Origin of the sequence: Bacillus sp. 37MA, from assembly GCF_000372765.1 — a bacterium.
Classification (GTDB): domain Bacteria; phylum Bacillota; class Bacilli; order Bacillales; family Domibacillaceae; genus Domibacillus; species Domibacillus aminovorans.
This window is the reverse complement of record NZ_KB889752.1, coordinates 1,627,292-1,651,728: the sequence shown is the minus strand read 5'-3', so window position 1 is coordinate 1,651,728 and position 24,437 is coordinate 1,627,292. Positions and strand designations below refer to the sequence as shown.

22 protein-coding genes, 1 tRNA gene, 2 pseudogenes and 1 riboswitch are annotated in these 24,437 nt (G+C 39.8%); of the genes and pseudogenes, 19 read left to right on the top strand and 6 right to left on the bottom strand.

The annotated features are described in order from the left end of the window. Positions 1 to 2: 2 nt before the first annotated feature. A complete protein-coding gene (locus A3M5_RS0109320) occupies positions 3 to 563 on the bottom strand; it encodes a TetR/AcrR family transcriptional regulator (RefSeq protein WP_018393495.1) in 561 nt (186 codons plus the stop codon). 181 nt (positions 564 to 744) lie between these two features. Here A3M5_RS0109320 and A3M5_RS0109315 point away from each other — a divergent pair, with 181 nt between their 5' ends. The 8 genes from A3M5_RS0109315 (at position 745) to A3M5_RS0109280 (ending at position 8,330) form a co-directional block, all read left to right on the top strand. Then, positions 745 to 1,938, top strand: coding sequence for an MFS transporter (locus A3M5_RS0109315; protein WP_018393494.1), 1,194 nt, complete (start codon positions 745 to 747; stop codon positions 1,936 to 1,938). Between the two features lie 151 nt (positions 1,939 to 2,089). Further along, positions 2,090 to 2,509 carry an Rrf2 family transcriptional regulator gene (locus tag A3M5_RS0109310; RefSeq protein ID WP_018393493.1) on the top strand — a complete coding sequence of 140 codons (420 nt, stop codon included), beginning with the start codon at positions 2,090 to 2,092 and terminating at the stop codon, positions 2,507 to 2,509. Between the two features lie 25 nt (positions 2,510 to 2,534). After that, a complete protein-coding gene (locus A3M5_RS22765) occupies positions 2,535 to 2,855 on the top strand; it encodes an IDEAL domain-containing protein (protein WP_018393492.1) in 321 nt (106 codons plus the stop codon). 18 nt (positions 2,856 to 2,873) lie between these two features. Next, entirely contained in the window at positions 2,874 to 3,974 is a 1,101-nt protein-coding gene (locus A3M5_RS0109300; protein ID WP_018393491.1) for an NADH-dependent flavin oxidoreductase, read from the top strand. Between the two features lie 97 nt (positions 3,975 to 4,071). Continuing rightward, on the top strand, positions 4,072 to 5,520 hold the full coding sequence (locus A3M5_RS0109295) for a DEAD/DEAH box helicase (protein WP_018393490.1): 1,449 nt from the start codon (positions 4,072 to 4,074) through the stop codon (positions 5,518 to 5,520). Between the two features lie 257 nt (positions 5,521 to 5,777). Continuing rightward, the gene (locus A3M5_RS0109290) at positions 5,778 to 6,521 is read left to right on the top strand and encodes a metal ABC transporter ATP-binding protein (RefSeq protein ID WP_018393489.1); all 744 of its coding nucleotides are present in this window, start codon (positions 5,778 to 5,780) and stop codon (positions 6,519 to 6,521) included. Then, positions 6,521 to 7,378, top strand: a complete 858-nt coding sequence (locus A3M5_RS0109285) for a metal ABC transporter permease (protein ID WP_018393488.1) — start codon at positions 6,521 to 6,523, stop codon at positions 7,376 to 7,378. Before A3M5_RS0109290 ends, A3M5_RS0109285 begins: the two co-directional genes overlap by 1 nt. A gap of 19 nt (positions 7,379 to 7,397) precedes the next feature. Continuing rightward, positions 7,398 to 8,330, top strand: a complete 933-nt coding sequence (locus A3M5_RS0109280; protein WP_018393487.1) for a metal ABC transporter substrate-binding protein — start codon at positions 7,398 to 7,400, stop codon at positions 8,328 to 8,330. 214 nt (positions 8,331 to 8,544) lie between these two features. Here A3M5_RS0109280 and A3M5_RS0109275 read toward each other — a convergent pair whose 3' ends face one another. Beyond that, complete coding sequence (locus tag A3M5_RS0109275) at positions 8,545 to 9,123, bottom strand: HAD hydrolase-like protein (protein ID WP_018393486.1); 579 nt, start codon at positions 9,121 to 9,123, stop codon at positions 8,545 to 8,547. Positions 9,124 to 9,385: 262 nt separating this feature from the next. Here A3M5_RS0109275 and A3M5_RS0109270 point away from each other — a divergent pair, with 262 nt between their 5' ends. Next, positions 9,386 to 10,579: an acetate kinase gene (locus A3M5_RS0109270; protein WP_018393485.1), complete on the top strand. Its 1,194-nt coding sequence runs from the start codon at positions 9,386 to 9,388 to the stop codon at positions 10,577 to 10,579. A gap of 578 nt (positions 10,580 to 11,157) precedes the next feature. On the opposite strand, the gene A3M5_RS0109260 is transcribed toward A3M5_RS0109270, so the two are convergent. Continuing rightward, positions 11,158 to 11,712 carry a L,D-transpeptidase gene (locus A3M5_RS0109260; protein WP_034299206.1) on the bottom strand — a complete coding sequence of 185 codons (555 nt, stop codon included), beginning with the start codon at positions 11,710 to 11,712 and terminating at the stop codon, positions 11,158 to 11,160. A gap of 23 nt (positions 11,713 to 11,735) precedes the next feature. Next, positions 11,736 to 11,819: riboswitch (cyclic di-GMP riboswitch) on the bottom strand. A 557-nt stretch (positions 11,820 to 12,376) separates the two neighbouring features. Between A3M5_RS0109260 and A3M5_RS26830 the strand changes: the two genes are divergently transcribed. Then, entirely contained in the window at positions 12,377 to 12,586 is a 210-nt protein-coding gene (locus A3M5_RS26830; protein ID WP_018393481.1) for a plasmid recombination protein, read from the top strand. Between the two features lie 306 nt (positions 12,587 to 12,892). Here the strand turns inward: A3M5_RS26830 and A3M5_RS0109240 are convergent, their stop codons facing one another. Next, positions 12,893 to 13,510, bottom strand: a complete 618-nt coding sequence (locus A3M5_RS0109240; protein ID WP_018393479.1) for an HAD family hydrolase — start codon at positions 13,508 to 13,510, stop codon at positions 12,893 to 12,895. Between the two features lie 119 nt (positions 13,511 to 13,629). On the opposite strand from A3M5_RS0109240, the pseudogene A3M5_RS26140 reads away from it, so the two are divergent. Then, positions 13,630 to 13,722: pseudogene (locus tag A3M5_RS26140) on the top strand (IS6 family transposase); the annotation flags it as partial. Positions 13,723 to 13,956: 234 nt separating this feature from the next. Further along, entirely contained in the window at positions 13,957 to 14,280 is a 324-nt protein-coding gene (locus A3M5_RS0109235) for a hypothetical protein (RefSeq protein WP_018393478.1), read from the top strand. Positions 14,281 to 14,376: 96 nt separating this feature from the next. Here A3M5_RS0109235 and A3M5_RS22760 read toward each other — a convergent pair. Beyond that, positions 14,377 to 15,527, bottom strand: a pseudogene (locus A3M5_RS22760) (IS3 family transposase). A 248-nt stretch (positions 15,528 to 15,775) separates the two neighbouring features. Here A3M5_RS22760 and A3M5_RS0109220 point away from each other — a divergent pair. Then, a tRNA-Val gene (locus A3M5_RS0109220) sits at positions 15,776 to 15,848 on the top strand. A gap of 304 nt (positions 15,849 to 16,152) precedes the next feature. Here the strand turns inward: A3M5_RS0109220 and A3M5_RS22750 are convergent. After that, entirely contained in the window at positions 16,153 to 16,407 is a 255-nt protein-coding gene (locus A3M5_RS22750; protein ID WP_018393475.1) for a site-specific integrase, read from the bottom strand. Positions 16,408 to 16,604: 197 nt separating this feature from the next. Here A3M5_RS22750 and treP point away from each other — a divergent pair, with 197 nt between their 5' ends. From treP to A3M5_RS0109185, 6 genes are all read left to right on the top strand, one after another. Continuing rightward, positions 16,605 to 18,533 carry a PTS system trehalose-specific EIIBC component gene (treP, locus tag A3M5_RS22745; RefSeq protein ID WP_018393474.1) on the top strand — a complete coding sequence of 643 codons (1,929 nt, stop codon included), beginning with the start codon at positions 16,605 to 16,607 and terminating at the stop codon, positions 18,531 to 18,533. A 28-nt stretch (positions 18,534 to 18,561) separates the two neighbouring features. Further along, positions 18,562 to 20,223: an alpha,alpha-phosphotrehalase gene (gene treC, locus A3M5_RS0109205; RefSeq protein ID WP_018393473.1), complete on the top strand. Its 1,662-nt coding sequence runs from the start codon at positions 18,562 to 18,564 to the stop codon at positions 20,221 to 20,223. A 12-nt stretch (positions 20,224 to 20,235) separates the two neighbouring features. After that, positions 20,236 to 20,952 carry a trehalose operon repressor gene (gene treR / locus A3M5_RS0109200; protein ID WP_018393472.1) on the top strand — a complete coding sequence of 239 codons (717 nt, stop codon included), beginning with the start codon at positions 20,236 to 20,238 and terminating at the stop codon, positions 20,950 to 20,952. A 138-nt stretch (positions 20,953 to 21,090) separates the two neighbouring features. Continuing rightward, entirely contained in the window at positions 21,091 to 22,773 is a 1,683-nt protein-coding gene (locus tag A3M5_RS0109195) for a glycoside hydrolase family 13 protein (RefSeq protein WP_018393471.1), read from the top strand. Between the two features lie 143 nt (positions 22,774 to 22,916). Continuing rightward, positions 22,917 to 23,162: a site-specific integrase gene (locus A3M5_RS0109190; RefSeq protein WP_018393470.1), complete on the top strand. Its 246-nt coding sequence runs from the start codon at positions 22,917 to 22,919 to the stop codon at positions 23,160 to 23,162. A 291-nt stretch (positions 23,163 to 23,453) separates the two neighbouring features. Further along, positions 23,454 to 24,437 (top strand): tRNA dihydrouridine synthase, encoded by a 984-nt coding sequence (locus A3M5_RS0109185; protein ID WP_026221651.1) that lies wholly within the window; start codon positions 23,454 to 23,456, stop codon positions 24,435 to 24,437.

The window sequence follows — 24,437 nt, the reverse complement described above, 5'->3', positions numbered from 1 at the left end:
GTTTACATATCTTCTTTTTTGACGAGACCGAACAAAATAATATCTACGATTGAATTTAGTGCTTCTGTGACCGTGATGCTATTTTCTTGGAAAAAGCGCCGGTCGAGTGTAGCATTCGTAGCGTCGATGATCAACTTCATAATGAGCGGGACATTGGTATGAACGATAAGTCCTTCCTGAATTGCCTGTTCAATGAGCGCACGCAAATCATCCCATTGGTTGAGCGCAGTGTACATTTTTTCCCACTGAGCGGGGTAGTAGCGCTTCATTTGATCTAAAATACGTAGATCATAAAATTCATTGTACGAAGGGACGACCGCGATCGTCTGTTTAATTTTTTCAAGCAATGTGAGTGTAGGATTTTCAATGATCCGGTCGGTACGCTCATCAAATTCAGCGAGTGTCGAGTCGATGATCGCATCTAAAATATCGACTTTGGATGAAAAGTGCTCATATAATGTCCGTTTACTAATGCCAAGCCGTTTTGCGAGATCATCCATCGTAAATTTCATGCTCTTGTCGTGAATCTCTTCGATGAATGCCTTCATAATGCGGTTTTTCACGTATCAATCCCCCATATAAAACTATTGAAACAAAAATAGTTTTTTAAGTTCTAAGTTTATTATATACGTAAGAAAAAAGAAGTTCAAATTTTAGATAATTATCTATCCGAATAGAGCACGATTTGCTAAAATAGGCAGATGTGTCAAAAGAGGATCTAGAAAGAAAGTGAGGATTATATACATGACCGGTGATCAGCGGAGAAAAATGATTATTTTAATGATCAATATGTTTATTGCGATTGGAAGCTTCGGCATTATTATTCCGATATTGCCGGCTTATTTGGAATCGATTAATGAAGGCGGGATGGCCGCTGGGCTCATGATCGCCATTTTTGCGGGAGCACAGCTTGTCTTTTCACCGATTGCCGGAAAGTGGGCGGATGATTACGGCCGCCGGAAAATGATTATTTTCGGATTGACCGGTTTGTCTTTATCTATGTTTGTTTTTTATGCGTTTGATTCAATCTGGATGCTATATGCATCACGTGTCATCGGCGGTATCGGAGCGGCCTTTTTAGTCCCGGCGATTTTTGCATACGTCGCAGACATTACTACATTTGATCAACGTGCGAAAGGCAATAGTTTCATTTCGGCTGCGATGTCATTTGGCATTGTAGTTGGCCCTGGCATCGGTGGATTTTTAGCTGATTTTGGATTGAAAATGCCGTTTTTGATTTCAGCTGTCATCGCGCTTGTGGCGGTACTGTTTTCCGTTTTCATGTTAAAAGAACCGGACCGTCAGCCGCAGCCGGTCGTCGCTGCCCACCCAGTGAGCGAATCGATGGCGAAAAAAATAGCTCGTTCGGTGAAAATGCCGTATTTCATTCCACTCGTTATTACGCTCGTGATGAGCTTCGGTTTGATGGCATATGAATCGGTGCTTGGCTTGTTTGTCGATGATGAATTCGGTGCGTCTCCACAAGATATTGCGCTTATGGTGACATCAACCGGGATCGTCAGCGTGATTGTGCAGCTGTTTATCGTTGATCGCCTCGTCACCCGTTTTGGTGAAGGAATAGTGTTGAATATCTTTTTAGCTGTCGCCGCATGCGGGTTTTTATTGTCTGTTTTGGCGAACAGTTACATGTTATTTTTTGGTATCTCCTTGCTTATCTTCCTTGCAACATCGATTTTGCGGCCGGTGTTAAACACACTTATTTCAAAACTAGCCGGCGACGAGCAAGGATTTGCGATGGGGATGAACAACATGTACATGAGCATTGGCAATGTGCTCGGTCCAACGTGTGCAGGTCTATTGTATGACGTAAACATTATTTATCCATTTATATTAGGGTTAATTTTGCTAGTGGCGACATTGCTTATTACGATCGTCTGGCAAAAAAGAGCAATGAAACAAAACGTGCTGTCTTCTTAATAGAAGGCAGTTTTTTTATGGAAGGAAATGAAAGAAAGACGACATGCAAGTTAACAACTAGTTTGAAATTTTTAAAGCGCTTCCATTGACTTTTTGAACTGTATAAAATAAAATTACAGTATGCTTTATCGAAAAAAGGGGGAATATGTCGATGAATAGTGATTTTACCATTGCTGTCCATAGCTTAGTGTATTTAGCTAATTTGCCCGAGTATATGGCGAGCAGTGAAGCGATTGCTCATAATGTGACGACAAACCCTGCGCGTATACGGAAAGTAATGAGTATCCTTCGAAAAAAAGGATTTGTCAAAACGAAAGAAGGAATGCGTGGCGGGTATTTGCTCAGCTGCGATCCAGAGAACATTACATTGGCAGACGTGTATCATACGGTTTCATATGGCACCCTCCAGCCTAATTGGTGTACAGGCGACCCGGATGATACGTGTCCAATATCGTCTAACACGCAAGTCGTGATGGACCATATTTTCAATAAAGCCGAAGATTATTATGAATTATACTTAAGCCAGTTTACGGTAGCCTCCGTATTGGACAAAATAAAAACGCACAGTTAAACGATTCATAAAGGGGTGGGATGAAATGGAAAACAACATGCAGTTTCAAGTAGGAGACTGGGTACAAGGCGAAACGTGGGACAAACAGAGAATCTACGGATATGTCGTAAAAATAGAAGACCCAGAAGATATTATGAAAGTATATATCATTGATTCAGTCAATAAAGAGCTCATCGGACGGATGATTCACGTGTTGTCGAAGTCGATTGAAAAAGTGCCGGATACCGTTGCAACAGAAGAAGCGGTGCTTGAGCAGCTTATTGACATGGCGTTATTGACGAAAGATGAAGAGTGGTTTGAACGACTAATCGCGCAGCTTAAAGTCGTAAAAAAACAGTATATTTAAACGACAGGGGACCCATTTATGAAAGAAAAATATGCGCCGTTATTTAAAAATTTTACGTTTAAAAGTGGCGTCGAACTTCATAATCGCGTCGTTATGGCACCGATGACGAACTGTTCCGCTAATGGAGACGGCACCGTGTCAGATGCAGAACTTGCCTATTACGCACGCCGCTCGAGTGGTGTTGGAATGGTTATTACTGCCTGTACGTATGTGACACCGAACGGGAAAGGCTTCCCTGGTGAATTTGGCGGTGACCGTGACGAGATGATACCAAGTCTTAGGCGTCTAGCTAAAGCGATTAAAGGTGAAGGGGCCAAAGCGATTTTGCAGATTTTTCATGGTGGACGAATGGTGCCTGCGAGTCTAGTTGATGGAGATGTCGTCAGTGCAAGTACTGTACCAGCAGCAGGAAACCCAATACCACGTGAATTGTCTGCTGCAGAAGTAGACGCGATTGTAAAAGCATTTGGTGAAACAACGAGACGTGCCGTTGAATCGGGCTTTGATGGCGTGGAAATTCACGGCGCAAACGGATACTTAATTCAGCAATTCTTTTCACCACAAACCAATCGCCGTACTGACAAATGGGGCGAACGCCTGGCATTCCCGCTTGCAGTTGTCGATGAAGTAAAAAAAGTGGTTTCAGAACATGCGAAAACACCATTTGCGGTCGGCTACCGTTTTTCTCCAGAAGAGCCGGAAACACCGGGCATTACGATGGCTGACACATTGGAACTTATTGATGCATTAAAAGAAAAAAACCTTGATTATTTACACGTATCACTGGGTGAATTCTGGTCGGTGCCAAGACGCGGCGTTGATGACTCCCGTACACGCCTTGAAATCATTCGAGAGCGTGCCGGTGACAGTGTGCCAGTGATTGGCGTCGGCTCGATCTATACAGCAGATGATGCGCTCCAAGCATTATCAACAGGTGTGCCGCTTATTGCGATCGGTCGTGGCTTAATCATTGAACCGGATTGGCTTCAAAAGATTGAAAATGGCCAAGAAGATCAGATTGTCACAAAAATCGACAAAAATAATCAAGACCAACTCGTCATACCGAATCCGCTCTGGAATATGATTGTCAATACACCAGGCTGGTTCCCAGGCGTTTAACAATCGGCAGTTACTAAATAAAACAGTCTGGATAATTCCAGGCTGTTTTTCTGTATAATAAGAAAGAACGATCATGACAAAATAATCGAGGTAACGAATGAACAAACAATCATTTAACGACTTTTCATTAAGCAGTGACATTAAACGAGCGCTTAAGGAGCTAGGCTATGCGGAACCGACAGACGTGCAGGCCGCAGTTATTCCGGCGGCGCTTGAGCAGAAAGATGTCGTCGTGAAATCGCAGACAGGGAGCGGCAAGACGGCGTCATTTGGCATTCCGCTTTGTGAGCTTGTGGACTGGGAAGAAAATAAACCGCAGGCACTTGTGCTGACACCGACGCGCGAGCTTGCAGCGCAAGTAAAGGAAGATATCACGAACATTGGCCGCTTTAAGCGGATTAAAGCGACAGCTGTGTACGGCAAGCAGCCATTTGCTAGACAAAAATTAGAATTAAAGCAAAAAACACACGTTGTCGTTGGCACACCAGGTCGTGTACTTGACCACATTGAAAAAGAGACGCTAGTGACTGAAAAAATTCAATATTTGATCATTGATGAAGCGGATGAAATGCTCAATATGGGCTTTATCGATCAAGTGTCAGCGATTATTGAAAAATTGCCTTTAGAACGTGTGACGATGCTGTTTTCGGCGACGTTGCCGGAAGATATTGAATCACTTTGTCACCGCTATATGAAGAACCCGGAAGAAATCGAAATGCAAGCAGCTGGTTTAACGACAGAGAACATTGAACATGCAGTGATCATGGTGAACGAAGAAGAGAAGTTTTCCTTGTTAAAAGACATTTCCGTTGTGGAAAATCCGGATAGTTGCATGTTGTTTTGCCGGACGAAGGAACGTGTGGAGACGTTGTTTGATGCGCTCGATGAATCCGGATATTCATGCGGCATGCTTCATGGGGGAATGGTGCAGGAAGATCGGTTTGACGTGATGAATCAATTTAAACGGGGTGAGTTCCGCTATTTTGCGGCGACGGATGTGGCGGCGAGAGGGATTGATATTGACAATGTTTCGCTCGTTGTCAATTACGATGTGCCACTTGAAAAGGAAAGTTACGTTCATCGGACGGGGCGGACAGGGCGAGCAGGCAATGTAGGGAAAGCGATTACGTTTGCGACGCCGCATGAAGGGAAGTTTCTGACGGAAATCGAGTCATATATCGGATTTGAGATACCAAAAGCCGATCGTCCGTCGAAAGAAGAAGTGGCGGCAGGGCAGGCCGCGTTTCATGAAAAAAGAAATGCGCGTCCAACGTTGAAAAAAGAGAAAAGTCGTGAACTGAATAAAGATATTATGAAGTTGTACTTTAACGGAGGCAAGAAAAAGAAAATCCGAGCTGTTGATTTTGTCGGGACGATTGCGAATATCCCCGGTGTGACAGCAGACGATATCGGGATTATTACGATTCAAGATAATGTGTCATATGTTGAGATGCTGAACGGAAAAGGCCCAGTTGTGTTGAAAGCAATGAAAACGACGACAGTCAAAGGGAAACAATTGAAAGTACAGAAAGCGAGAGTTGAATAAGCAGGAAGATAAAAAGCTTTTGGCTGCAGCCAAAAGCTTTTTTGTGTGTGTGTATTAACAGAAAATTGTTTATATTTGCTATTGACAAGAAAATTGTTATAGAGTTAAAATGTTTCATAAGGGCAACTCTTTAATATGAGTACATATAACATGTATACATGAAACAAAAATACATCTGCTCTTTTTTAAACTAAAAGTTGCCTTAGGGAAAAATTTTAAGATAGAGAGAAATTATGATTTGAAGGGAGATGATGAGAATGAAGCCAGTACTTCATGTGTCAAACTTATTTGTTTCTTATCATGGGAATGATGCGATCCGCAATGTCAACTTTTCCGTTAAACCAGGAAAACTAGTCGGGATCATTGGACCAAATGGAGCGGGAAAGTCAACATTATTAAAAGCGCTGTTGAATTTGATTCCAAGAGATAAAGGAGAGGTTTTATTTCATGGGAAATCATTTGCAGATATAAGAAAGTCCGTTGCTTATCTCCCACAAAGAAGTCAGATTGACTGGGATTTTCCGATCAACGTTTTAGACACGGTCATAATTGGTACATATCCGGGTCTGGGCTTTTTTAAAAAACCTCGTAAAAAAGAAAAAGAATGGGCACTTCAATGTTTAAAAGAAGTCGGAATGGATGGTTTCAGTAAGCGGCAAATTGGTGAACTCTCAGGTGGTCAGCAGCAACGTGTATTTTTAGCAAGAGCGCTTGCTCAAAAGGCAGACATCTTTTTTCTTGATGAGCCATTTGTCGGGGTGGATGTTTTAAGTGAGGAAACAATTATTCGTATTTTGAAGAAACTCACGAGTATGGGGAAAACCATTTTCGTCGTTCATCATGACTTAAGCAAAGCAAATGAGTATTTTGACCAACTCCTTTTATTAAATAAAGAACTCATTCAATTTGGTGATGCGAACATTGTTTTTCAAAAGGAAATTTTAGCTAGAGCCTATTCCGGTCAGTTTTCATTTCTCGAGGAGATGGGGGTGAACGCGTAATGTCATTCATTGACGCAGTTATTCAATACGAGTTTTTGCAAAAAGCGTTATTGACGTCTACAATGGTGGGGATTATTTGTGGGGTCATTGGCTGTTTCATCATATTAAGAGGAATGGCCCTGATGGGAGATGCCATTTCGCATGCTGTTCTTCCAGGGGTGGCCATTGCGTATATGCTCGGGGTTAATTTCTTTGTCGGAGCAGTCATTTCAGGCGTCGTAACAGCTATGGGTATTGGCTTTGTCAGTCAAAATAGCCGGATTAAAAATGATATCTCGATAGGTATCATGTTTACCGCAGCTTTTGCTTTAGGTATTATTTTGATCACATTTATGAAAAGCAGTACAGATCTTTATCATATCTTGTTTGGAAACGTTTTAGCTGTCCGGCCGTCGGATATGTGGATCACGCTTGGCATAGGAATTTTTGTTTTATTATCCGTCTATTTATTTTATAAAGAATTGCTTGTGTCGTCATTTGATTCGACAATGGCACAGGCGTATGGATTGCCGACAAAGTGGATTCATTATTTTTTAATGACATTGCTGACGATGGTGACAGTAGCCTCTTTGCAGACAGTCGGCATCATTCTTGTGGTCGCGATGCTAATTACACCGGCTGCGACAGCCTATTTACTAACGGATCGATTATGGATCATGATTTATTTGTCCGCTTTTTTTGGTGTCATTGCATCCATTGTAGGATTGTATTTTAGTTTCACTTATAATTTAGCTTCAGGCGCGACAATCGTACTTGTTTCTACTGTACTTTTCTTATTGGCCTTTTTCTTTTCGCCAAAACAAGGAATTTTGTGGCGCGCGATAAAATCAAGAAATAAAAAAATGTCACTTTCGTAAAAGTGTGGAGGAGAAGAAAATGAATCATTTTTTAAAGCTGGTACTTATCAGTTTAATGGCTATTATTTTTATGGCAGGCTGCAGCGAAGAAAAGCAAGGCAGCTCAGAAACGAAAGAAGAAAAATTACAAGTTGTCACAACGTATTCCATTCTATACGACATTGTTAAAAACGTGGGCGGCGATCGAGTAGAAATACATAGCTTAGCCCCAGTAGGATCAAATCCGCATGAATACGATCCGCTGCCGGTAGACATTCAAAAAGCAACGGATGCAGATGTTATTTTCTATAATGGCTTAAATTTAGAAGCAGGTAATTCGTGGTTTGAAAAACTGCTTGAAACGACAGGGAAAGCAAGTGAAGATGCACCGGTTTATCGTATGAGCGAAGGAGTCGAGGCAAAACATTTAACAACGAAAGGAAAAGAAGAAGAAGAAGACCCTCATGCATGGCTTGATATCCGAAATGGCATCAAATATGCAGAAAATGCACGGGATGGTTTGATCGAAGTAGATCCTGAACATGCGGCAGTTTATGAAGAAAATGCGAAAGTGTATATAAAACAATTACAAGAACTTCACGAGCAGGCAGTGGCTGATTTTAATAAAGTCCCAGAGGAAAAGCGCTTCATTGTCACAAGTGAAGGGGCTTTTAAATACTTTAGTGCGGCATACAACTTCCAGGCAGGATACATTTGGGAGATCAATTCAGAAAATCAAGGAACACCCGAACAGGTAACGAAAGTAGTGGAATTAATCAAAGCCAAGAAGCCTTCTACTTTATTTGTTGAAACAAGTATTGATCCACGCAGTATGGAAATGGTTTCATCGGAAACAGGAGTGCCCATTGGGGGAACCTTATTTACTGATTCTTTAGGAAAACCAGGAGAAGATGGCGATACGTATATTAAGATGATGAAATCGAATATCACTGTCATTCTTGAAAATCTATAAAAAGAAAGTTCAGATGCTTGAAAACGGCTGCTTTGTTCAGCCGTTTTCTTTTTTTATATGAAAATGCTAGCGTACAGCGGAAGGGAGTTTGAGAAGAACGAACGCATCATTTTTTACACCGAAATCACTTTAAACAACACTAAATTATCTTTTTAAAACAAAAAAAAGAGCTGTCCTTAGTCAGTTATTCACCGACTTTTAGGACAGCTTCCTTTCACTTTACTTTTTCAAAAAATGTCTCATCGTACGCATCGAGATAAACGTCGGCTTCAATGTCGGCGTTTTGGAACGAAACGGTTTTAAGACCTGCTTCACGAGCGGGGATTAAATCAAGCGAACGGTCGCCAATCGCCCAATCAAGATCGTATTTTTCGTTTAAATAATGATAGGCAGCCGCATCCGGTTTACGTGGAAATCCATCATCTTCTGGACTGACAATTTCATCAAAGAAGTCAATTAACCCCCATTTTGTCAGCAATTCAATCGTTGATGCTTTCGTCCTATGTGTGACGATGACGTTCACATCAGCTGCCGCCAAAATCTCTTTTATGCCATCAAATGGAGGACTGCCTGCTTCAGATTGCTTATGATCCAGCTCTGTAAAAAGCGGCCGGAAATCTTCTGAAATACGATACTGCTGGAAGGCAAGTTTCGAGTTTCTTTTCAGCCAGCGAAGTGCTTCGTTCCGGTCGGTTGTCTCGCCGTGCGCCGCTTCATGTACCGCGATAAAACTATTGAGAATCGCTGGATATGTATCAAAAATGGTTCCATCTAAATCCCAAAGTAACTTCATATCTCTCAATCTCCTTTATACATCATAACCTCATTGTACACTATTTTCAGACAATAATAACATGGTTGTTTACACAAATAATTCACATAAAAAAGAAGAAATATAAATAAAGCAGAAAAAGAAATACATGAAACTGATTTGTCGGAAAATAATTATTATTTAATGAAAGCGGTTTAGGAAAGAATGAATGCTTGCTATTTACATGAGAACACGATATCTCTATATAGAGAGGAAATTGTTCGATCTATACAGGGAGGATACAATGTCTAAAGTAATTGCGATTAATGCAGGAAGTTCGTCATTAAAATTTCAGTTGTTTGAAATGCCAAAAGAAGAGGTATTAACAAAAGGGTTGGTAGAACGAATCGGTTTATCTGATTCTGTTTTTTCGATGTTAACTCCTGCTGGTTCTACAGATAAAGAAGTAACAAACATTCCAGATCACGCGGTTGCCGTTCAAATGCTGCTAAGTAAATTAGTGTCTAAGGGCATCGTCGCATCTCTTGACGAAATTGACGGCATCGGCCACCGTGTCGTTCATGGCGGAGAAGCATTTAATGATTCCGTGTTAATTGATGAGGCGACACTTGCGCAAATTGAAGAATTATCAGAACTTGCGCCGCTGCACAATCCGGCTAATGTTACGGGTATTCGTGCTTTCCAAAACGTATTGCCAAACATACCGTCGATCGCAGTATTTGATACAGCATTCCATCAAACGATGCCAGAGAAATCCTTTTTATACAGCCTGCCATATGAATATTATACAAAGTACGGCATCCGCAAATATGGTTTCCATGGCACTTCACATAAATACGTAACCGAACGCGCAGCACAGCTGCTTGGCCGTCCGATTGAACATTTGCGTTTAATTTCATGCCATCTTGGCAATGGCGCGAGTATTGCGGCGATCGAAGGTGGTAAATCAATCGATACATCGATGGGCTTTACACCGCTTGCGGGCGTACCGATGGGCACACGTTCAGGAAACATTGATCCTGCTTTAATGCCATTCATTATGGAGAAAACGGGGCAAACGGCCGATGAAGTGCTTGATATATTAAACAAAAAAAGCGGCATGCTGGGCATTTCTGGTTTATCGAGCGACTTGCGTGACATTACCAAAGCTGCTGATGAAGGAAATGAACGAGCGGAAACAGCGCTTGAAGTATTCGCAAACAGCATCCATAAATACATCGGTTCTTACGCAGCAAGAATGTCAGGTGTTGATGCCATCATTTTCACAGCCGGCATCGGTGAAAATGACATTGCCTCACGTGCTCGTATACTCCGCGGTCTTGAATTCATGGGTGTTTACTGGGATTCCAGTCTCAATAACGTTCGCGGACAGGAAGCGCTTATCAGTTACCCGCATTCACCGGTTAAAGTGATTGTGATTCCAACAAATGAAGAAGTGATGATCGCCCGTGATGTACTACGGTTGACAGCGATTTAATGTGGTATATCAACGTTTACCAACACTTCTTTTAAATTGAATACCTAAAATTTGATGGTCATTATAACCACGGCCATTTTTTACCCTAACCTTCTTTTATGCTTATTTGATAAGTGTGAAAGGAGGTTTTTTTGCTTGTCTAAAAGGGGAAAATTTCCCCTTACAGGTTTGGACAGCGTCCAAGGTTTTGCTTTTGATCTTGCACGCTTTAGCGTGCTTTTTCGCTTGCGAAAAAAAGAAGGTTGGTTTTGATATGATTAGTTAGGATGTAAAGGTAAGGTAAGGTAAGGTAAGCAAAGCAGAGAAGATTAGATAGGCTGCTAACGAAGTATTTTTTTGTTTTTGGCAAAGTCTTTTTATCATAAGACGCATAATCTAAGGATTTGACCTTAAAAAAATGAAATTAGTAGAACATGAATGGAATACAAAAAAACCTTGATATATTCAAGGTCAAAAATGTAAAAATAGTTTTAATTAATACCATTTATCATACCTGCCTGTATACGTGGTTTGAGAAACAGCACTCCTAGCTTGACCAGTCTAGTCTAGTTATACGTATATTGAATTTCCGGAAACTCTTATCTAAAACCTTTTATCGAATAGCCATACATTTTTGCTAATTCTTGGAATGATTTGTCTGAATAAGTGATTGTCACAAGTGTTCCGTTAGCGACTTTATCATATAGCTTAACAATGTCGTTGTTATTCATTCTGATACATCCAGAACTAACGTAGCCACCAATAGAGGCCGGTTGATTAGTTCCGTGGAGTGCAAATACATTTCCTGTTTCAGTTCCCCAATTTCCCGGTACACTGAAGCCAATCCATCGTGCGCCAAGAGGATTATTTGGTGAACCACCAGGGATATTTTTTTTGTAATAAGGTCTATTTTTAACCATATTCACAACTTTAAAATGCCCAACAGGGGTGAGATCCCATGTGCGACCTGTGCCTACTGGTGCAACCATTTCAATAAACCCATCGTTGATAAACACCATCTTATTATAGGCTTTGTTGATTATGATAAGGTCATTGTTTTTTTCATTATTAGCTTCCACTTTCGTGGATAGAATACTTACTCCCAATGCTAGTGATGTTAATACTACAAATAGAGTTTTGAATAACTTTTTCATCAACAAATATATCACTCCTATGGTTTTGCAACCCAGCCATCATAGTTTAAAACCTTAGATCTGTAGCTTTGCGTCCCAATCTTTTGAATGGTTTGCCTTGATCTTTTAAAATATTAAATTATGATTACAATTATATTACAAAATTTTTAAATGTCACGAAATATAAATCAGAAAATATCAACATTTTAGGTAAAACAAGGAAATTTAGTAGCTTTTTAACACCATCTGAATAATCGGATCGGTGTTTTTAGTTTTTTATAAATAAATATGAGCATAGTCCTTTTAAAAAGGAGCGATGCTACATTTTGGCGATTGTCAATGGTAAGCGGACCGAAGGGAGCATTAAGGAATTGACAATCTCTCTATGCCAAGACCCTCTTGGCATTCAAACAAACGTATTTGTTTGACGCCTACCGGCGAGGGAGCCCCCTCAAAAAAGTGAAGGGGTTGAGGGAGTTTTTTGGATGGGGTTAAGGGGAAAATTTCCCCTTACAGGTTTGGACAGCATCCAAGGTTTTGCTTATGATCTTGCACGCTTTGGTGTGCTTTTTCGCTTGCGAAAAAAGGGGTCGTAGACCTCACACTTTGCGATGCAAAGTATAGGTCAGCTATACTTACATAGAAGTTACGCCGAAAAAAAGATCAAAACCGGGGGTGCTGCCACATGAGTTTTGTGGTCTGCAGAATGGATAAAATGAAGGCTCCGGCGTTGAGAGGAATTCAATTTCATAATCAAAGAGAACGGGAAAGCCGGACGAATTTCGATGTCGTTTCGCCAGATCTGGATATTTTCGCATTCAGGACATTTCATAAGCGTTCCACCTTATTTCGGTACTTAACAAAAAAGTCTTTTATCGGTAAAACAGCGAAATAAGAAGAAACGTCTACATCAACTAATAAACACTCATCATAAATTAAAAACTTCTTTGAGGTTTTGTTCCTCTCTGATTTAGGAAATTTGCTAAATCTAAATATAAAGTATACCGTGCCTCATCAATAGATCTTTCTACTGAAAAACGCCCCACAAAGCAAAGCTGTTCCACCATACTTGGAACGTTTCCAATGGGAATTATCATTGCCGTTAGCGATGTTTGTGCTATTCTTTGTTGGTTCGAGGGAATAAGTAATCAAGGGCCGTTTCTTCTGCTTCCAATCAAAGCTGGAGAAACGGCCTCCTCGTTTAAAATAGTTTAACAAGTTCATCAAAGGTTTCAATTGCATAATCATATTCATTTACTTGTCCAAATCCGTACTTGGCGTAGACAAATGGAATACCGGCGAATTGGGCTGCCTTTCGATCCCCTTCCGTGTCACCTACATAGACAGGTTTGGTTAAGTGATTTCGTTCCATGATTAATTTAATATTTTCTCCTTTTGAAAGACCTGTTCTCCCTGGATTTTCATAATCTGTGAAGTATTTTTCTAATTGATGAAACTTGTAAAATGCTTCAATGTATCCATCCTGACAATTGCTTACAATGAAAAGCTTATATTTCTGTGAAAGAATCCTCAATACATCTTCTACTTGGTCAAAAAGAACCCCGCCCTGTTCTCCTAAAAATGTATTTTCTGCTAGGCAGCTTTCTTCTAAAAATCGATTCCGTTCTTGATCATTTAAGTCCGGAAACAGTTTTTTTCCTATCTCGGGAACTTGAAGTCCCATGACACTCTGAAGATCTTCCTTCGTTATGTCCCTTTTGATTTGCTTGTAATCCTTCATCAAACTATTCCACGCCAGCAGGACCGTGTCTGTTGAATCCCATAATGTCCCATCTAGATCAAAAATCATGCTGTCCATATATTTAAACTCCTTAAACTTATTTTGTGATTTCAATCAAAGTCCCATATAAATCAAATATGACTGATCTAATCATTTTGCATTCTCTCCAAGAATCATTATTTTTAGCTATTTACCATATTTCTGGAATAGAAGGCGTGCATATGGCTAAAAAAGGGCAACTTATTTTACGAGACAAGTCTATCCAAAATCAAGTGAAGTTCATCCATTAATTATTTGGAATTACTGCGTAAACCTCGATTCCCTTAGGAATCTGTACGAATCTTTCAAGATCATACTATATTTGCACCAGAACCAATAATATTTTCCTACTTATTTTTTTGAAGGGTTCTAATACGCTTTTCTCATAAAGATTTTAACATTAAAGCAGCCAGTGCTGCTTTTTTTAATGAGTTAGAATATGAAATGAAATTTATAAAAAAACAATTAAAAGGAGTGTTCAATTTATGAAAACCTATGTAACGGTATGTTTTGAAGAAAATGAAAGTAATCCTGGAGAAACAATCATATATGCAGGGCCAAGTAAAATTGAGGCATTTTCAGTTGAATTTGCAGAAAAGGTATATGTGTGGATTAATGGATGGGAAATGGAAGTTTACATGCGCGGAGAAGAGCCTTCTTCGGATAAATGGATATTAGAATCCAACGAGGTTGAATCAATAAAAAAAGATATAGATTGGATAGAAAAAGATATTGAAAATATAAGCAAGCAACTAGATGAAAGGAAGCTTGTACTTAAAGAGTATAAAGAGATTTTAGAAGAACTTTAATTGATCAGATACTCCCTATTTTGGGAGTAGTTATATAAAAAAGCCCTCCGGCAATGGGACTGACCCCTGTTTTCGAGACAGGGATCAAAATACCTTTTAAGCAGTCAGCTGCCGGTACGTGACCGGCGGCTGATTGTTTAATTTTGCTTGAATACGGATATGGTTATAATAGTGAATATAGTTTTCGACAGTGTGCACAACGATGGCGGTCGTCGTGCTTCGAAGCTCGTCGAGATAGAACGTTTCAGACTTTAGCGAGGCATGAAATGATTCGATCGGGGCATTATCAGCGGGCGTCCCTTTACGGGACATGCTCATGGTAATGCCTTTTTCTTTGACTTTCTGCTGGTACGCTTGAGACGTATAAACAGCTCCCTGGTCACTGTGCAGAATGCATCCTTCGGGCAGGGATGGAAGCTGCGACAGGGTATCGAGCACAAAATCGGTATCCTGGCAGTCTCTAATAGAGTAGGCAATGATTTCGCCGTTGAATAAATTCTGGATACTGGAAAGATACATTGTTTTCTGTCCAAAAGGCAAGTAGGTAATGTCCGTTACGAGCCTCTGAAGGGGCCGATCTGCCTGAAAGTTACGATCCAGCAGGTTGCCTGCTGTATAGTGAGGCTGACCTATTTTTCGTCGCTGCTTTCTTTTCACACGGCACTACCAGCCATACTTCTGCATAATACGCTGCACAGTTTTATGATTGATAAGGATTTCCTGATTCAGTAAAGCCGTCATTTTCCGGTAGCCATACCGAAATCGATTTGCCTGGCACAGCATGCCAATCTTTCGTTCAATTGTCTGCTTAGATGTTTCTGACTGGCACTTACTCCTCCAGCGATAATACGTGGATCTAGGAATGCCAAGATGCCGGCATATTTCCCTGACGGGCATACTGGTTTTGAAGTCTTCCACTAGTTCTACGGCTGTCTCCGGTACCACTACCTTTCCAATTCTTCGTACTTTTTAAGAATTTCAATCTGCTGTTTCAAATACCGGTTTTCTGCCTGAAGTTTCTCTGTTTCACTTTCATGTTCAGGCCCTTTTCCGAAGGAATGCTGCTTTCCAACTGGCTGTTCAAACCGGTGAAGTTCGCCTGCTTTGTATCACCTCATCCATGTTTTAAGCTGTGTCCTGTTTCGAATGTTTAATTCCGCCATGACTTCTTTGACAGGTATCCCGGCCAGCCGCATCTTCACGGCCTTCATCTTTACTTCTGCTGGATAGCTTACTCTTGTGCCCACAGAAAAAACACCTCCAAGTTGGTTTTTTAGGTAATTACATACCCGTTTTTCAACTTAAAGGTGTTTTTATTTGTCTCACTCTATGGGGTCAGTTCCGCAACAGGGTTAGGCTCTTTTTATTGCAAAATTAATGTGAAGGAAACCTTTTTAACAACTGGCTTAAGAGACGGAAATTTTGGTCACACATTGGTCACGAGCTTGTGACCAATTCAGCGATACTGATTAAATAGTTATGAATTAATGCTTTAGATTCCTTAGCTCAGCTGGGAGAGCGCTACCTTGACAGGGTAGAGGTCGCTGGTTCGAACCCAGTCGGGATCATCCAACTAAAGAACTTGAAGCCTTTATATATCAAGGGTTTTAAAGAATTATACCACTTTTATTGAGTGGTATTTTTTATTGAATTTCGTTCGTGGCAACACTTATTACGACCCCAAAAAAATAGTTTGATCAAGACGGTTAGAAGCATCATGTTGCATATTAGGAAGCAGATGTCCATACGTATCCATTGTCGTAGTAATTTTACTATGGCCTAGTCTTTCTGCCTTCTCTGTCAATGTTTTAAAAATCCTTATAAGATTACGAGGGTGATAAGGAGCACCATTTTCAGCACAAATAACTAAATTCAGATCATTATCTTCTGATGAAAGAATCCTTTTTCACTATCTTGTTGTTCTTTATGTTTGAGCAGCACTTTATTCGTACTAGGTGACACTGTAATAGATCTTACACTGCCCTTGGTCTTTGCCTCTTTTTTGATTGTTTTTCCATCGTGTTCTAGGGTTTGATTTACGTACAAAATCTGTTTTTCTAAGTCTACATCTTTCCGTCTTAATCCAACTCTAACTACTCGTTTTTGAACAGGTAGTGTTTTCGACATGTGTTTCTTCCTTTACATAAGAATCTATCATTTTTCCATAAAATTGTAACATAAATGAAGTAGGATTAGAAAATAACTAAAAGGGTACAAATTTATTAAGAAAAACTTACCAGTTGTAAGCATTTGTATAACTTGTATATACAAGTTATACTGTAAACACAACCTGTATATACAAGTATAAAAGAGGGGGGTTACCTATGGCTAACCAAAATTATAAGGAAACTATTTTTGCGCCACTCAGTGGAAAAGTCACACCAATCGAGAATGTTCCCGATCCAACATTCTCTGGGAAAATGATGGGTGATGGTCTGGCAATTGAACCGACCGATGGAAAAGTCGTTTCTCCTGTTGATGGAGAAGTTATCTTAACTTTTCCCACAAAACATGCGGTGGGTGTAAAAAGTAAATCAGGGATTGAATTATTAATTCATATTGGTCTAGAGACCGTTAATATGAATGGTGAGGGCTTCGAAGTTCACGTCAAACAAGGGGATAAAGTAAAAGTCGGGGATCCGCTTGTTACGTTTGATCTGCAATTAATTAAGGAAAAAGCCGCAAGTCATATTACTCCAATCATCGTAACTAATGGAGATAAGGTTGACTCCTACGGGAAAACAACGGATAGCACCGTTATTGCTGGCGAATCAACCCTGCTCCAACTATCCATTCAAGGTGAGGATATACCCGCTGACAAACCGATTGAAAAGAAAAAATCGGGACAAGGGTTGGAGTATAGTGAAGATGCCAAAAAAATTGTTGCAGCTGTTGGTGGCATAGAGAACATTGATGCTGCCACACACTGTGTTACAAGACTGCGTTTTGCTCTAGCCGACGAAGGGATCGTGGACAAAGAAGCACTTGATTCTCTTGATGTCGTAAAAGGCACTTTCTCTGCAAATGGTCAATTTCAGATCGTGATTGGACAAGGAACCGTTGATAAAGTGTATAAAACAATGGTACACGAAACCGGAATACAGGAAGCATCTAAAGATGATGTTAAGGCTGCGGGTGGTAATAAGCTAAATCCATTGCAGCGTGCTATTAAAACACTGGCAGATATCTTTATTCCGATTCTTCCAGCCATTGTGACAGCCGGTTTACTTCTTGGTCTTAATAATATTTTAGTAAACCCTATTTTTACAGATGAATCTATCGTCGAGATGTACCCTTCATGGGCCGGTGTGGCAGACATGATTAATGTAATTGCCAATACGGCATTCACCTTCCTGCCAGCGTTAATTGGCTGGTCGGCAGTGAAACGTTTTGGAGGCAATCCTTTATTAGGGATTGTTCTAGGTTTAATTCTCGTACATCCGGCATTAATGCCTGCCAGCGATTATGCACTAGCGGTTGCAGAGGGTAATGCACCAACATGGAACTTATTTGGATTTGACGTGAATATGATGGGCTATCAAGGACAAGTCTTGCCGGTATTAGTAGCGGCTTGGGTTTTGGCCAGCATTGAAAAATGGCTGAAAAAACGGGTGATTGATTCCTTGCAATTATTAGTTGTTGCACCTATCGCACTGCTTGTTACTGGTTTCTTAGCTTTCATCATAATCGGACCAGTTACTTTTACAATCGGTAGTTGGATTACAGATGGATTAGTAGCGATTTTTGAAGCGGCACCACTCATTGGTGGTCTTATCTATGGTTCTCTTTATGCACCATTGGTTATAACAGGGATGCATCATACATTCCTTGCCGTTGATTTACAATTGATTGGGAGCACTGGAACGACATTCTTATGGCCAATTGTTGCCTTATCTAATATTGCCCAAGGTTCTGCCATATTTGCCATGTTCTTAGCAGCAAAAGATGAAAAACTGAAAGGTTTAGCAGGAACTTCAGGTATCTCGGCCTGGTTAGGTGTAACAGAACCAGCTATGTTTGGTGTCAATTTACAATATCGCTATCCATTCTTTGCAGCCTTGATTGGAACGGCCATTGCAGGTGCCTTTATAACAATAGGGAATGTCCAAGCATCTTCTATTGGGGTTGGGGGAATTCCTGCATTTCTATCGATCGATAGCGGAATGGGTTCCTTCCTACTGGGAATGTTAATAGTCATTTTGATTCCATTTATCATTACGTTAGTGATTGCAAAACGAAAAATTAAAAACTAAAAATACATGTGAAATGAGGAATGAGAATATGAGTGAAGCATGGTGGAAGAAATCAGTCGTATACCAGATTTATCCCAAAAGTTTTTACGATACGACTGGAAGCGGTACAGGGGACATTCAAGGAATCATTTCAAAGTTAGATTATTTAAAAAAGCTAGGTGTCGATGTCATTTGGTTGACACCTATATACAAATCTCCCCAAAATGATAACGGCTATGATATTAGTGATTATTATTCCATTGATCCACAATACGGGACAATAGATGATTTTCAAGAATTGCTGAATGAGACACATAAACGCGGGATGAAACTAATCATGGATCTCGTTGTGAATCATACATCCACACACCATGAATGGTTCCAACAGGCCTCATCATCAAAGGACAATGAGTTCCGTGATTTCTATATTTGGAAAGACGCTGTAAATGATGATGTGCCAAATAATTGGATATCCAAGTTCGGTGGTTCTGCATGGAAATGGGACGAAAAAACCGATCAATATTATTTACATTTGTTCGACAAAACACAAGCTGATTTAAACTGGGAGAATGAAGAGCTGCGTGAGAAAATCTTTGAAATGATGCGTTTCTGGGCAGAAAAGGGAATCGATGGATTCAGACTCGATGTGATTAACCTTATTTCCAAAAATCAAGATTTCCCAAATGATGATTCAGGGGATGGACGAAAGTTTTATACAGATGGTCCGAGAATCCATGAATATTTATATGAAATGAATCAAAACGTTTTTTCTAAGTACAGTATGCTTACGGTTGGAGAAATGTCATCAACTACTCTAGAAAACTGTGTGTTATATACCAATCCAGAACGCGAAGAACTATCCATGACCTTCCAATTCCATCATTTAAAAGTCGATTATCCGGATGGAGAGAAATGGACTAAGGCTCCGTTTGACTTCTTGAAATTAAAACAGATTTTATCAGATTGGCAAGTTGGCATGCATGAAGGGGATGGTTGGAATGCACTGTTTTGGTGTAATCATGACCAACCTCGAGCTATTTCCCGCTTTGGTGATGACGAGAAGTACCATAAAGAATCAGCCAAAATGCTGGCAACAACGCTTCATATGATGAAAGGTACACCCTATATTTACCAAGGAGAAGAAATAGGAATGACTAACCCAAATTTCTCTTCCATTGAACAATATCGTGATGTGGAATCCTTGAATGCGTATCGGGAATTACGAAGTAAGGAAATGACAGACGAAGAGGTTATCGGCATTCTTCAGCAAAAATCTCGTGATAATGGACGAACACCTGTACAGTGGTCAGATGATGAACAGGCCGGATTCACGAGTGGAACACCTTGGATAGGGGTAGCCGATAATTATCCTGAAGTTAATGTTGAAAAAACATTACAGGATCAGGATTCCATTTTCCATCATTACCAGCAGTTAATTCAATTGCGTAAAAAGTATGATGTTATCACGTACGGAGACTATGTGTTACTTTTTGCAGATGATCCACAAATCTTTGCCTATACAAGAAATTGGAATGGAGAAAAGCTACTAGTGATCAGTAATTTCTATGGTAAAGAGGTCAATGTTGATTTAGAGGCCCATATGACAGACACACATCCAGAAATCCTGCTATCCAATTATAACGATTCTCCCGAGAGCTTGGGACAATTACGCTTAAGACCTTATGAATCGATTATCTATTATCTGAAGTGAAGGGCAAAAATCATGCAAAAGAAATATTTAACAATCTATAATGACTTGGTAGAAAAAATTCAGAGAAATGTGTGGCCGGTTTCAACCATGCTTCCGTCTGAGAATGAATTAACGGTTCAATACCAGACATCACGAGAAACGATTCGAAAAGCACTGAACCTGTTGTCACAGAATGGCTATATTCAGAAAATTCGAGGGAAAGGTTCAATTGTCATCGATATTCATAAGTTTTCATTTCCAGTGTCTGGGATCGAGAGTTATACCGAACTAACTAAGAAGCTGAATTTGAAAAGCAAGACCATCGTGCACAAGATTGGATATTTGAATTTGGAAGACGAGTCCATGAAACTTCTTAAATCAGATTCTACAGATTCTATTTGGGGTGTTGTTCGTACCAGGGAAATCAACGGTGAAAAGATTATATTGGATAAGGACTATTTTAGTGAAAAATACGTACCATTACTATCTAAAGAGATCTGTGAGAATTCAATCTATGATTATATTGAGAATGGATTAGGACTTGTCATTGGCTTTGCCCAAAAGGAAATCGTAGTGGAGTTCCCAACAGAAGAAGACCGTGAGCTCTTAGACCTTGAGGGATTCTCTAATGTCGTAGTGATAAGAAGTCAGGTTTATTTAGATAATACTAACCTTTTTCAATTTACTGAATCAAGGCATAGACCGGATAAATTTCGTTTTGTGGACTTTGCTAGAAGAGTTAAAAACTAGGGGTTGTTATCTCCGAACGTGTCAGGCCTTCATATACATATTAGTGTTTAATGCTTGATTAGACGCTAGGTATTGTGATAGGATGCCTGACACTTTTGCTTTTAGGAGACAGCCCCTTTCGGTTGGAGGGGAATTTTTATGAATAAAAACTGGTGGAAAGAAAGTGTTGTATACCAAATTTACCCTAGAAGTTTTTATGACAGTAATGGGGATGGAATTGGCGATCTTAAAGGGATCATCGAAAAACTAGATTACTTAAAGGATTTAGGCATTGATGTTATTTGGCTCTCCCCTGTATACCACTCCCCCAATGATGATAATGGCTACGATATATCCCATTACCAAAAGATTATGGATGAATTTGGGTCAATGGAAGATTGGGATGAACTATTGCATGAAATCCATCATCGTGGGATGAAGCTAGTGATGGATCTTGTCGTTAATCACACCTCTGATGAGCACGAATGGTTCGAGGAAGCAAGGAAATCCAAAGACAATCCGTATCGTGATTATTATATTTGGCGTTCTGGTAAGAATGGAAAGGAACCCAATAATTGGAGGTCATCTTTCGGTGGTTCTGCTTGGCAATACGATGAAAATACGGATGAATATTACTTGCATTTATTTAGTAAAAAACAACCGGACTTGAACTGGGAAAATCCGAAGCTACGGGAAGAAATATACAGGATGATGAGATGGTGGCTTGATAAAGGAATTGATGGATTCCGCATGGATGTGATCAATTTGATTTCAAAAGTTCCCGGCTTACCAGATGGTCCTCAGAAAGCAGGCAAAACCTATGCATCTGGTAGTAAATTTTACAGAAATGGTCCACGTATTCATGAATTTTTACAGGAAATGAATAAAGAAGTATTATCGCAGTATGATATCATGACGGTTGGAGAAATGCCTGGTGTCGATGTGGAAGAGGCAAAGAAATATACAGATTATCGACGTAATGAATTGCAGATGGTCTTTACATTTGAACATATGGGTTTAGATGCAGGTAAGGATGGTAAATGGGATCTCAAACCATTAGCGTTACCAGACTTAAAAGAAAACCTCTCAAAATGGCAAACGGGTTTACATGGCACCGGCTGGAACAGTCTTTATTGGAATAATCATGACCAGCCGCGAATCGTTTCGAGATTTGGGAATGATCAGAAATACCGAGTAGAGTCTGCAAAAATGCTGGCAACATGCCTCCATATGCTTCAAGGAACACCTTATATTTATCAGGGTGAAGAAATTGGAATGACCAATATTCATTTTGATGCGATTGAAGACTACAGGGATATTGAAACACGTAATATCTATCATGAAAAAGTAATCGAAGGAAATGAAGACCATCATTCTGTCATGGAATCTATATATGCCAAGAGCAGAGATAATACACGGACACCCTTCCAGTGGAATGATCAACTAGCAGCTGGATTTACAACCGGAGAGCCTTGGATAAAAGTGAATCCAAACTACGAGGAGGTCAATGCTGAAAAAGCCGTTAATGATGAAAATTCCATTTATCATTATTATCGAAAGTTAATCCAACTTCGGAAACAGCACCCCATTATCGTCTATGGTGACTATCAATTGATTTTACCCGATCATGATCAGATTTTTGCCTATATTCGTACATACGAAAAAGAAAAATTACTAGTTATTACGAACTTCAGTGGAAAACCAGTAGCTTTCCAATTACCAGAAAACGAGGAGTTTACACCTAAAGAACTTTTAATAATCAATTACGAAAAAGAGCTTGAATATAATCTAAGGAACCTTACATTAAAACCTTATGAAGCAAGAGTCTATTTAGGCATATGAAATGAAAAACATTAGCTGATACGATTTCGGCTAATGTTTTTCTTTATCATAAACTTTTCAATGACTTTGAACGCTGTTTTTTAAAGAGAAAATTTGTTGCTAACTTCACTATTGAAGATGTTAGGCGATTTATTGATTGGCAATTGAATGAAAAGGAACAATTTAAAGAAGTCCGCTTCAGACATGAAAAGAAAGTGGGCGTTTCCGTTGGTTCTGCTAATTTATATCTTCAGTATACTAAAGCCGCATTTACGACACTTCAAAATGAAGGATATCTTGATAAAAATGTTTGGGAGCCATTAAAAAATATTAAGAAGCAACAGGAGCAGGTTGATACATTATCTGAAGATGGAATTATGAAGATGTTAAATGTTTTGGATAGGTTTTAACGAGCTATTAAAATTTAACTTAAATAATAATGAGGAAAAACTTTTTCCCTTTTTTTGCTAATTTATAATAAGGGAACAGAGAAAGTTTTCCCAATGGACCTTATAGCAGTTGAGAATAGCTACAAAATTAAGAACAGTGAGTATCTAAAAAAGAAATAAACATTTCCGATCAGTTTGATAAAAAGTGCTTAAGCATGGTATAAGTGTAGAAGAAGCAGGGACATTTTGCTTTTTAATTTTGGGATAAGGGTTTGGTCTGGTGTCCCATAATGAGAGGATTGGAATTTGAATATGAAAGATAATTTTTGGCGTGATTTACCACGACCTTTTTTTATACTAGCACCAATGGAAGATGTGACGGATGTTGTTTTTCGCCATGTGGTGAGTGAAGCAGGCTGTCCTGATGTGTTTTTTACAGAGTTTACAAACACGGAAAGTTATTGTCACCCGGAGGGGCATCATAGTGTGCGCGGGCGTTTGACTTTTACAGAGGATGAACAGCCAATTGTAGCCCATATATGGGGGGATAAGCCTGAATACTTTCGGCAAATGAGTATTGGTATGGCGAAACTAGGCTTTCGGGGAGTAGATATCAATATGGGCTGTCCTGTGCCTAATGTGACACAGAATGGGAAGGGGTGCGGTCTTATCCGTCGGCCGGAAGTTGCAGCAGATTTAATACAAGCAGCAAAAGCAGGGGGATTGCCCGTAAGCGTAAAGACAAGGCTTGGTTTCACGGATGTAGACGAATGGCATGACTGGCTAACACACATATTAAAACAAGACATTGTTAATCTTTCCATTCATCTGCGTACAAGGAAGGAAATGAGCAAAGTAGATGCTCATTGGGAACTAATCCCAGAGATCAAGAAACTTCGTGACCAAGTGGCACCAGATACACTCTTGACGATCAATGGAGATATCCCTGACCGTCAAACTGGCTTAAAGCTCGCTCATCAATACGGTATTGATGGGATTATGATTGGGCGTGGTATTTTCAATAATCCATTTGCCTTTGAAAAGCAGCCGAAAGATCATAGTAGTAAGGAATTGCTTGATCTCTTAAGGCTGCATCTGGATCTCCATGATAAATATTCAAAATTAGAGCTACGTCCGTTCAAGGCTCTTCATCGCTTTTTTAAGATATATGTCCGTGGGTTTCGAGGGGCAAGTGAATTAAGAAATCAATTAATGAGCACAGAATCAACAAATGAAGTGCGTGCATTGCTCGATAACTTTGGGTCAAAGAATCTTGATGGGGTGGGAGAACAGTAG

Excerpts from the sequence above, each read along its gene's own strand:
- A3M5_RS0109315 (WP_018393494.1), top strand. The coding sequence starts at position 745 with ATGACCGGTGATCAGCGGAGAAAAATGATTATTTTAATGATCAATATG.
- A3M5_RS0109310 (WP_018393493.1), top strand. The coding sequence starts at position 2,090 with ATGAATAGTGATTTTACCATTGCTGTCCATAGCTTAGTGTATTTAGCT.
- A3M5_RS22765 (WP_018393492.1), top strand. The coding sequence starts at position 2,535 with ATGGAAAACAACATGCAGTTTCAAGTAGGAGACTGGGTACAAGGCGAA.
- A3M5_RS0109300 (WP_018393491.1), top strand. The coding sequence starts at position 2,874 with ATGAAAGAAAAATATGCGCCGTTATTTAAAAATTTTACGTTTAAAAGT.
- A3M5_RS0109295 (WP_018393490.1), top strand. The coding sequence starts at position 4,072 with ATGAACAAACAATCATTTAACGACTTTTCATTAAGCAGTGACATTAAA.
- A3M5_RS0109290 (WP_018393489.1), top strand. The coding sequence starts at position 5,778 with ATGAAGCCAGTACTTCATGTGTCAAACTTATTTGTTTCTTATCATGGG.
- A3M5_RS0109285 (WP_018393488.1), top strand. The coding sequence starts at position 6,521 with ATGTCATTCATTGACGCAGTTATTCAATACGAGTTTTTGCAAAAAGCG.
- A3M5_RS0109280 (WP_018393487.1), top strand. The coding sequence starts at position 7,398 with ATGAATCATTTTTTAAAGCTGGTACTTATCAGTTTAATGGCTATTATT.
- A3M5_RS0109275 (WP_018393486.1), bottom strand. The coding sequence starts at position 9,123 with ATGAAGTTACTTTGGGATTTAGATGGAACCATTTTTGATACATATCCA.
- A3M5_RS0109270 (WP_018393485.1), top strand. The coding sequence starts at position 9,386 with ATGTCTAAAGTAATTGCGATTAATGCAGGAAGTTCGTCATTAAAATTT.
- A3M5_RS0109260 (WP_034299206.1), bottom strand. The coding sequence starts at position 11,712 with ATGAAAAAGTTATTCAAAACTCTATTTGTAGTATTAACATCACTAGCA.
- A3M5_RS26830 (WP_018393481.1), top strand. The coding sequence starts at position 12,377 with ATGAGTTTTGTGGTCTGCAGAATGGATAAAATGAAGGCTCCGGCGTTG.
- A3M5_RS0109240 (WP_018393479.1), bottom strand. The coding sequence starts at position 13,510 with ATGGACAGCATGATTTTTGATCTAGATGGGACATTATGGGATTCAACA.
- A3M5_RS0109235 (WP_018393478.1), top strand. The coding sequence starts at position 13,957 with ATGAAAACCTATGTAACGGTATGTTTTGAAGAAAATGAAAGTAATCCT.
- A3M5_RS22750 (WP_018393475.1), bottom strand. The coding sequence starts at position 16,407 with ATGTCGAAAACACTACCTGTTCAAAAACGAGTAGTTAGAGTTGGATTA.
- treP (WP_018393474.1), top strand. The coding sequence starts at position 16,605 with ATGGCTAACCAAAATTATAAGGAAACTATTTTTGCGCCACTCAGTGGA.
- treC (WP_018393473.1), top strand. The coding sequence starts at position 18,562 with ATGAGTGAAGCATGGTGGAAGAAATCAGTCGTATACCAGATTTATCCC.
- treR (WP_018393472.1), top strand. The coding sequence starts at position 20,236 with ATGCAAAAGAAATATTTAACAATCTATAATGACTTGGTAGAAAAAATT.
- A3M5_RS0109195 (WP_018393471.1), top strand. The coding sequence starts at position 21,091 with ATGAATAAAAACTGGTGGAAAGAAAGTGTTGTATACCAAATTTACCCT.
- A3M5_RS0109185 (WP_026221651.1), top strand. The coding sequence starts at position 23,454 with ATGAAAGATAATTTTTGGCGTGATTTACCACGACCTTTTTTTATACTA.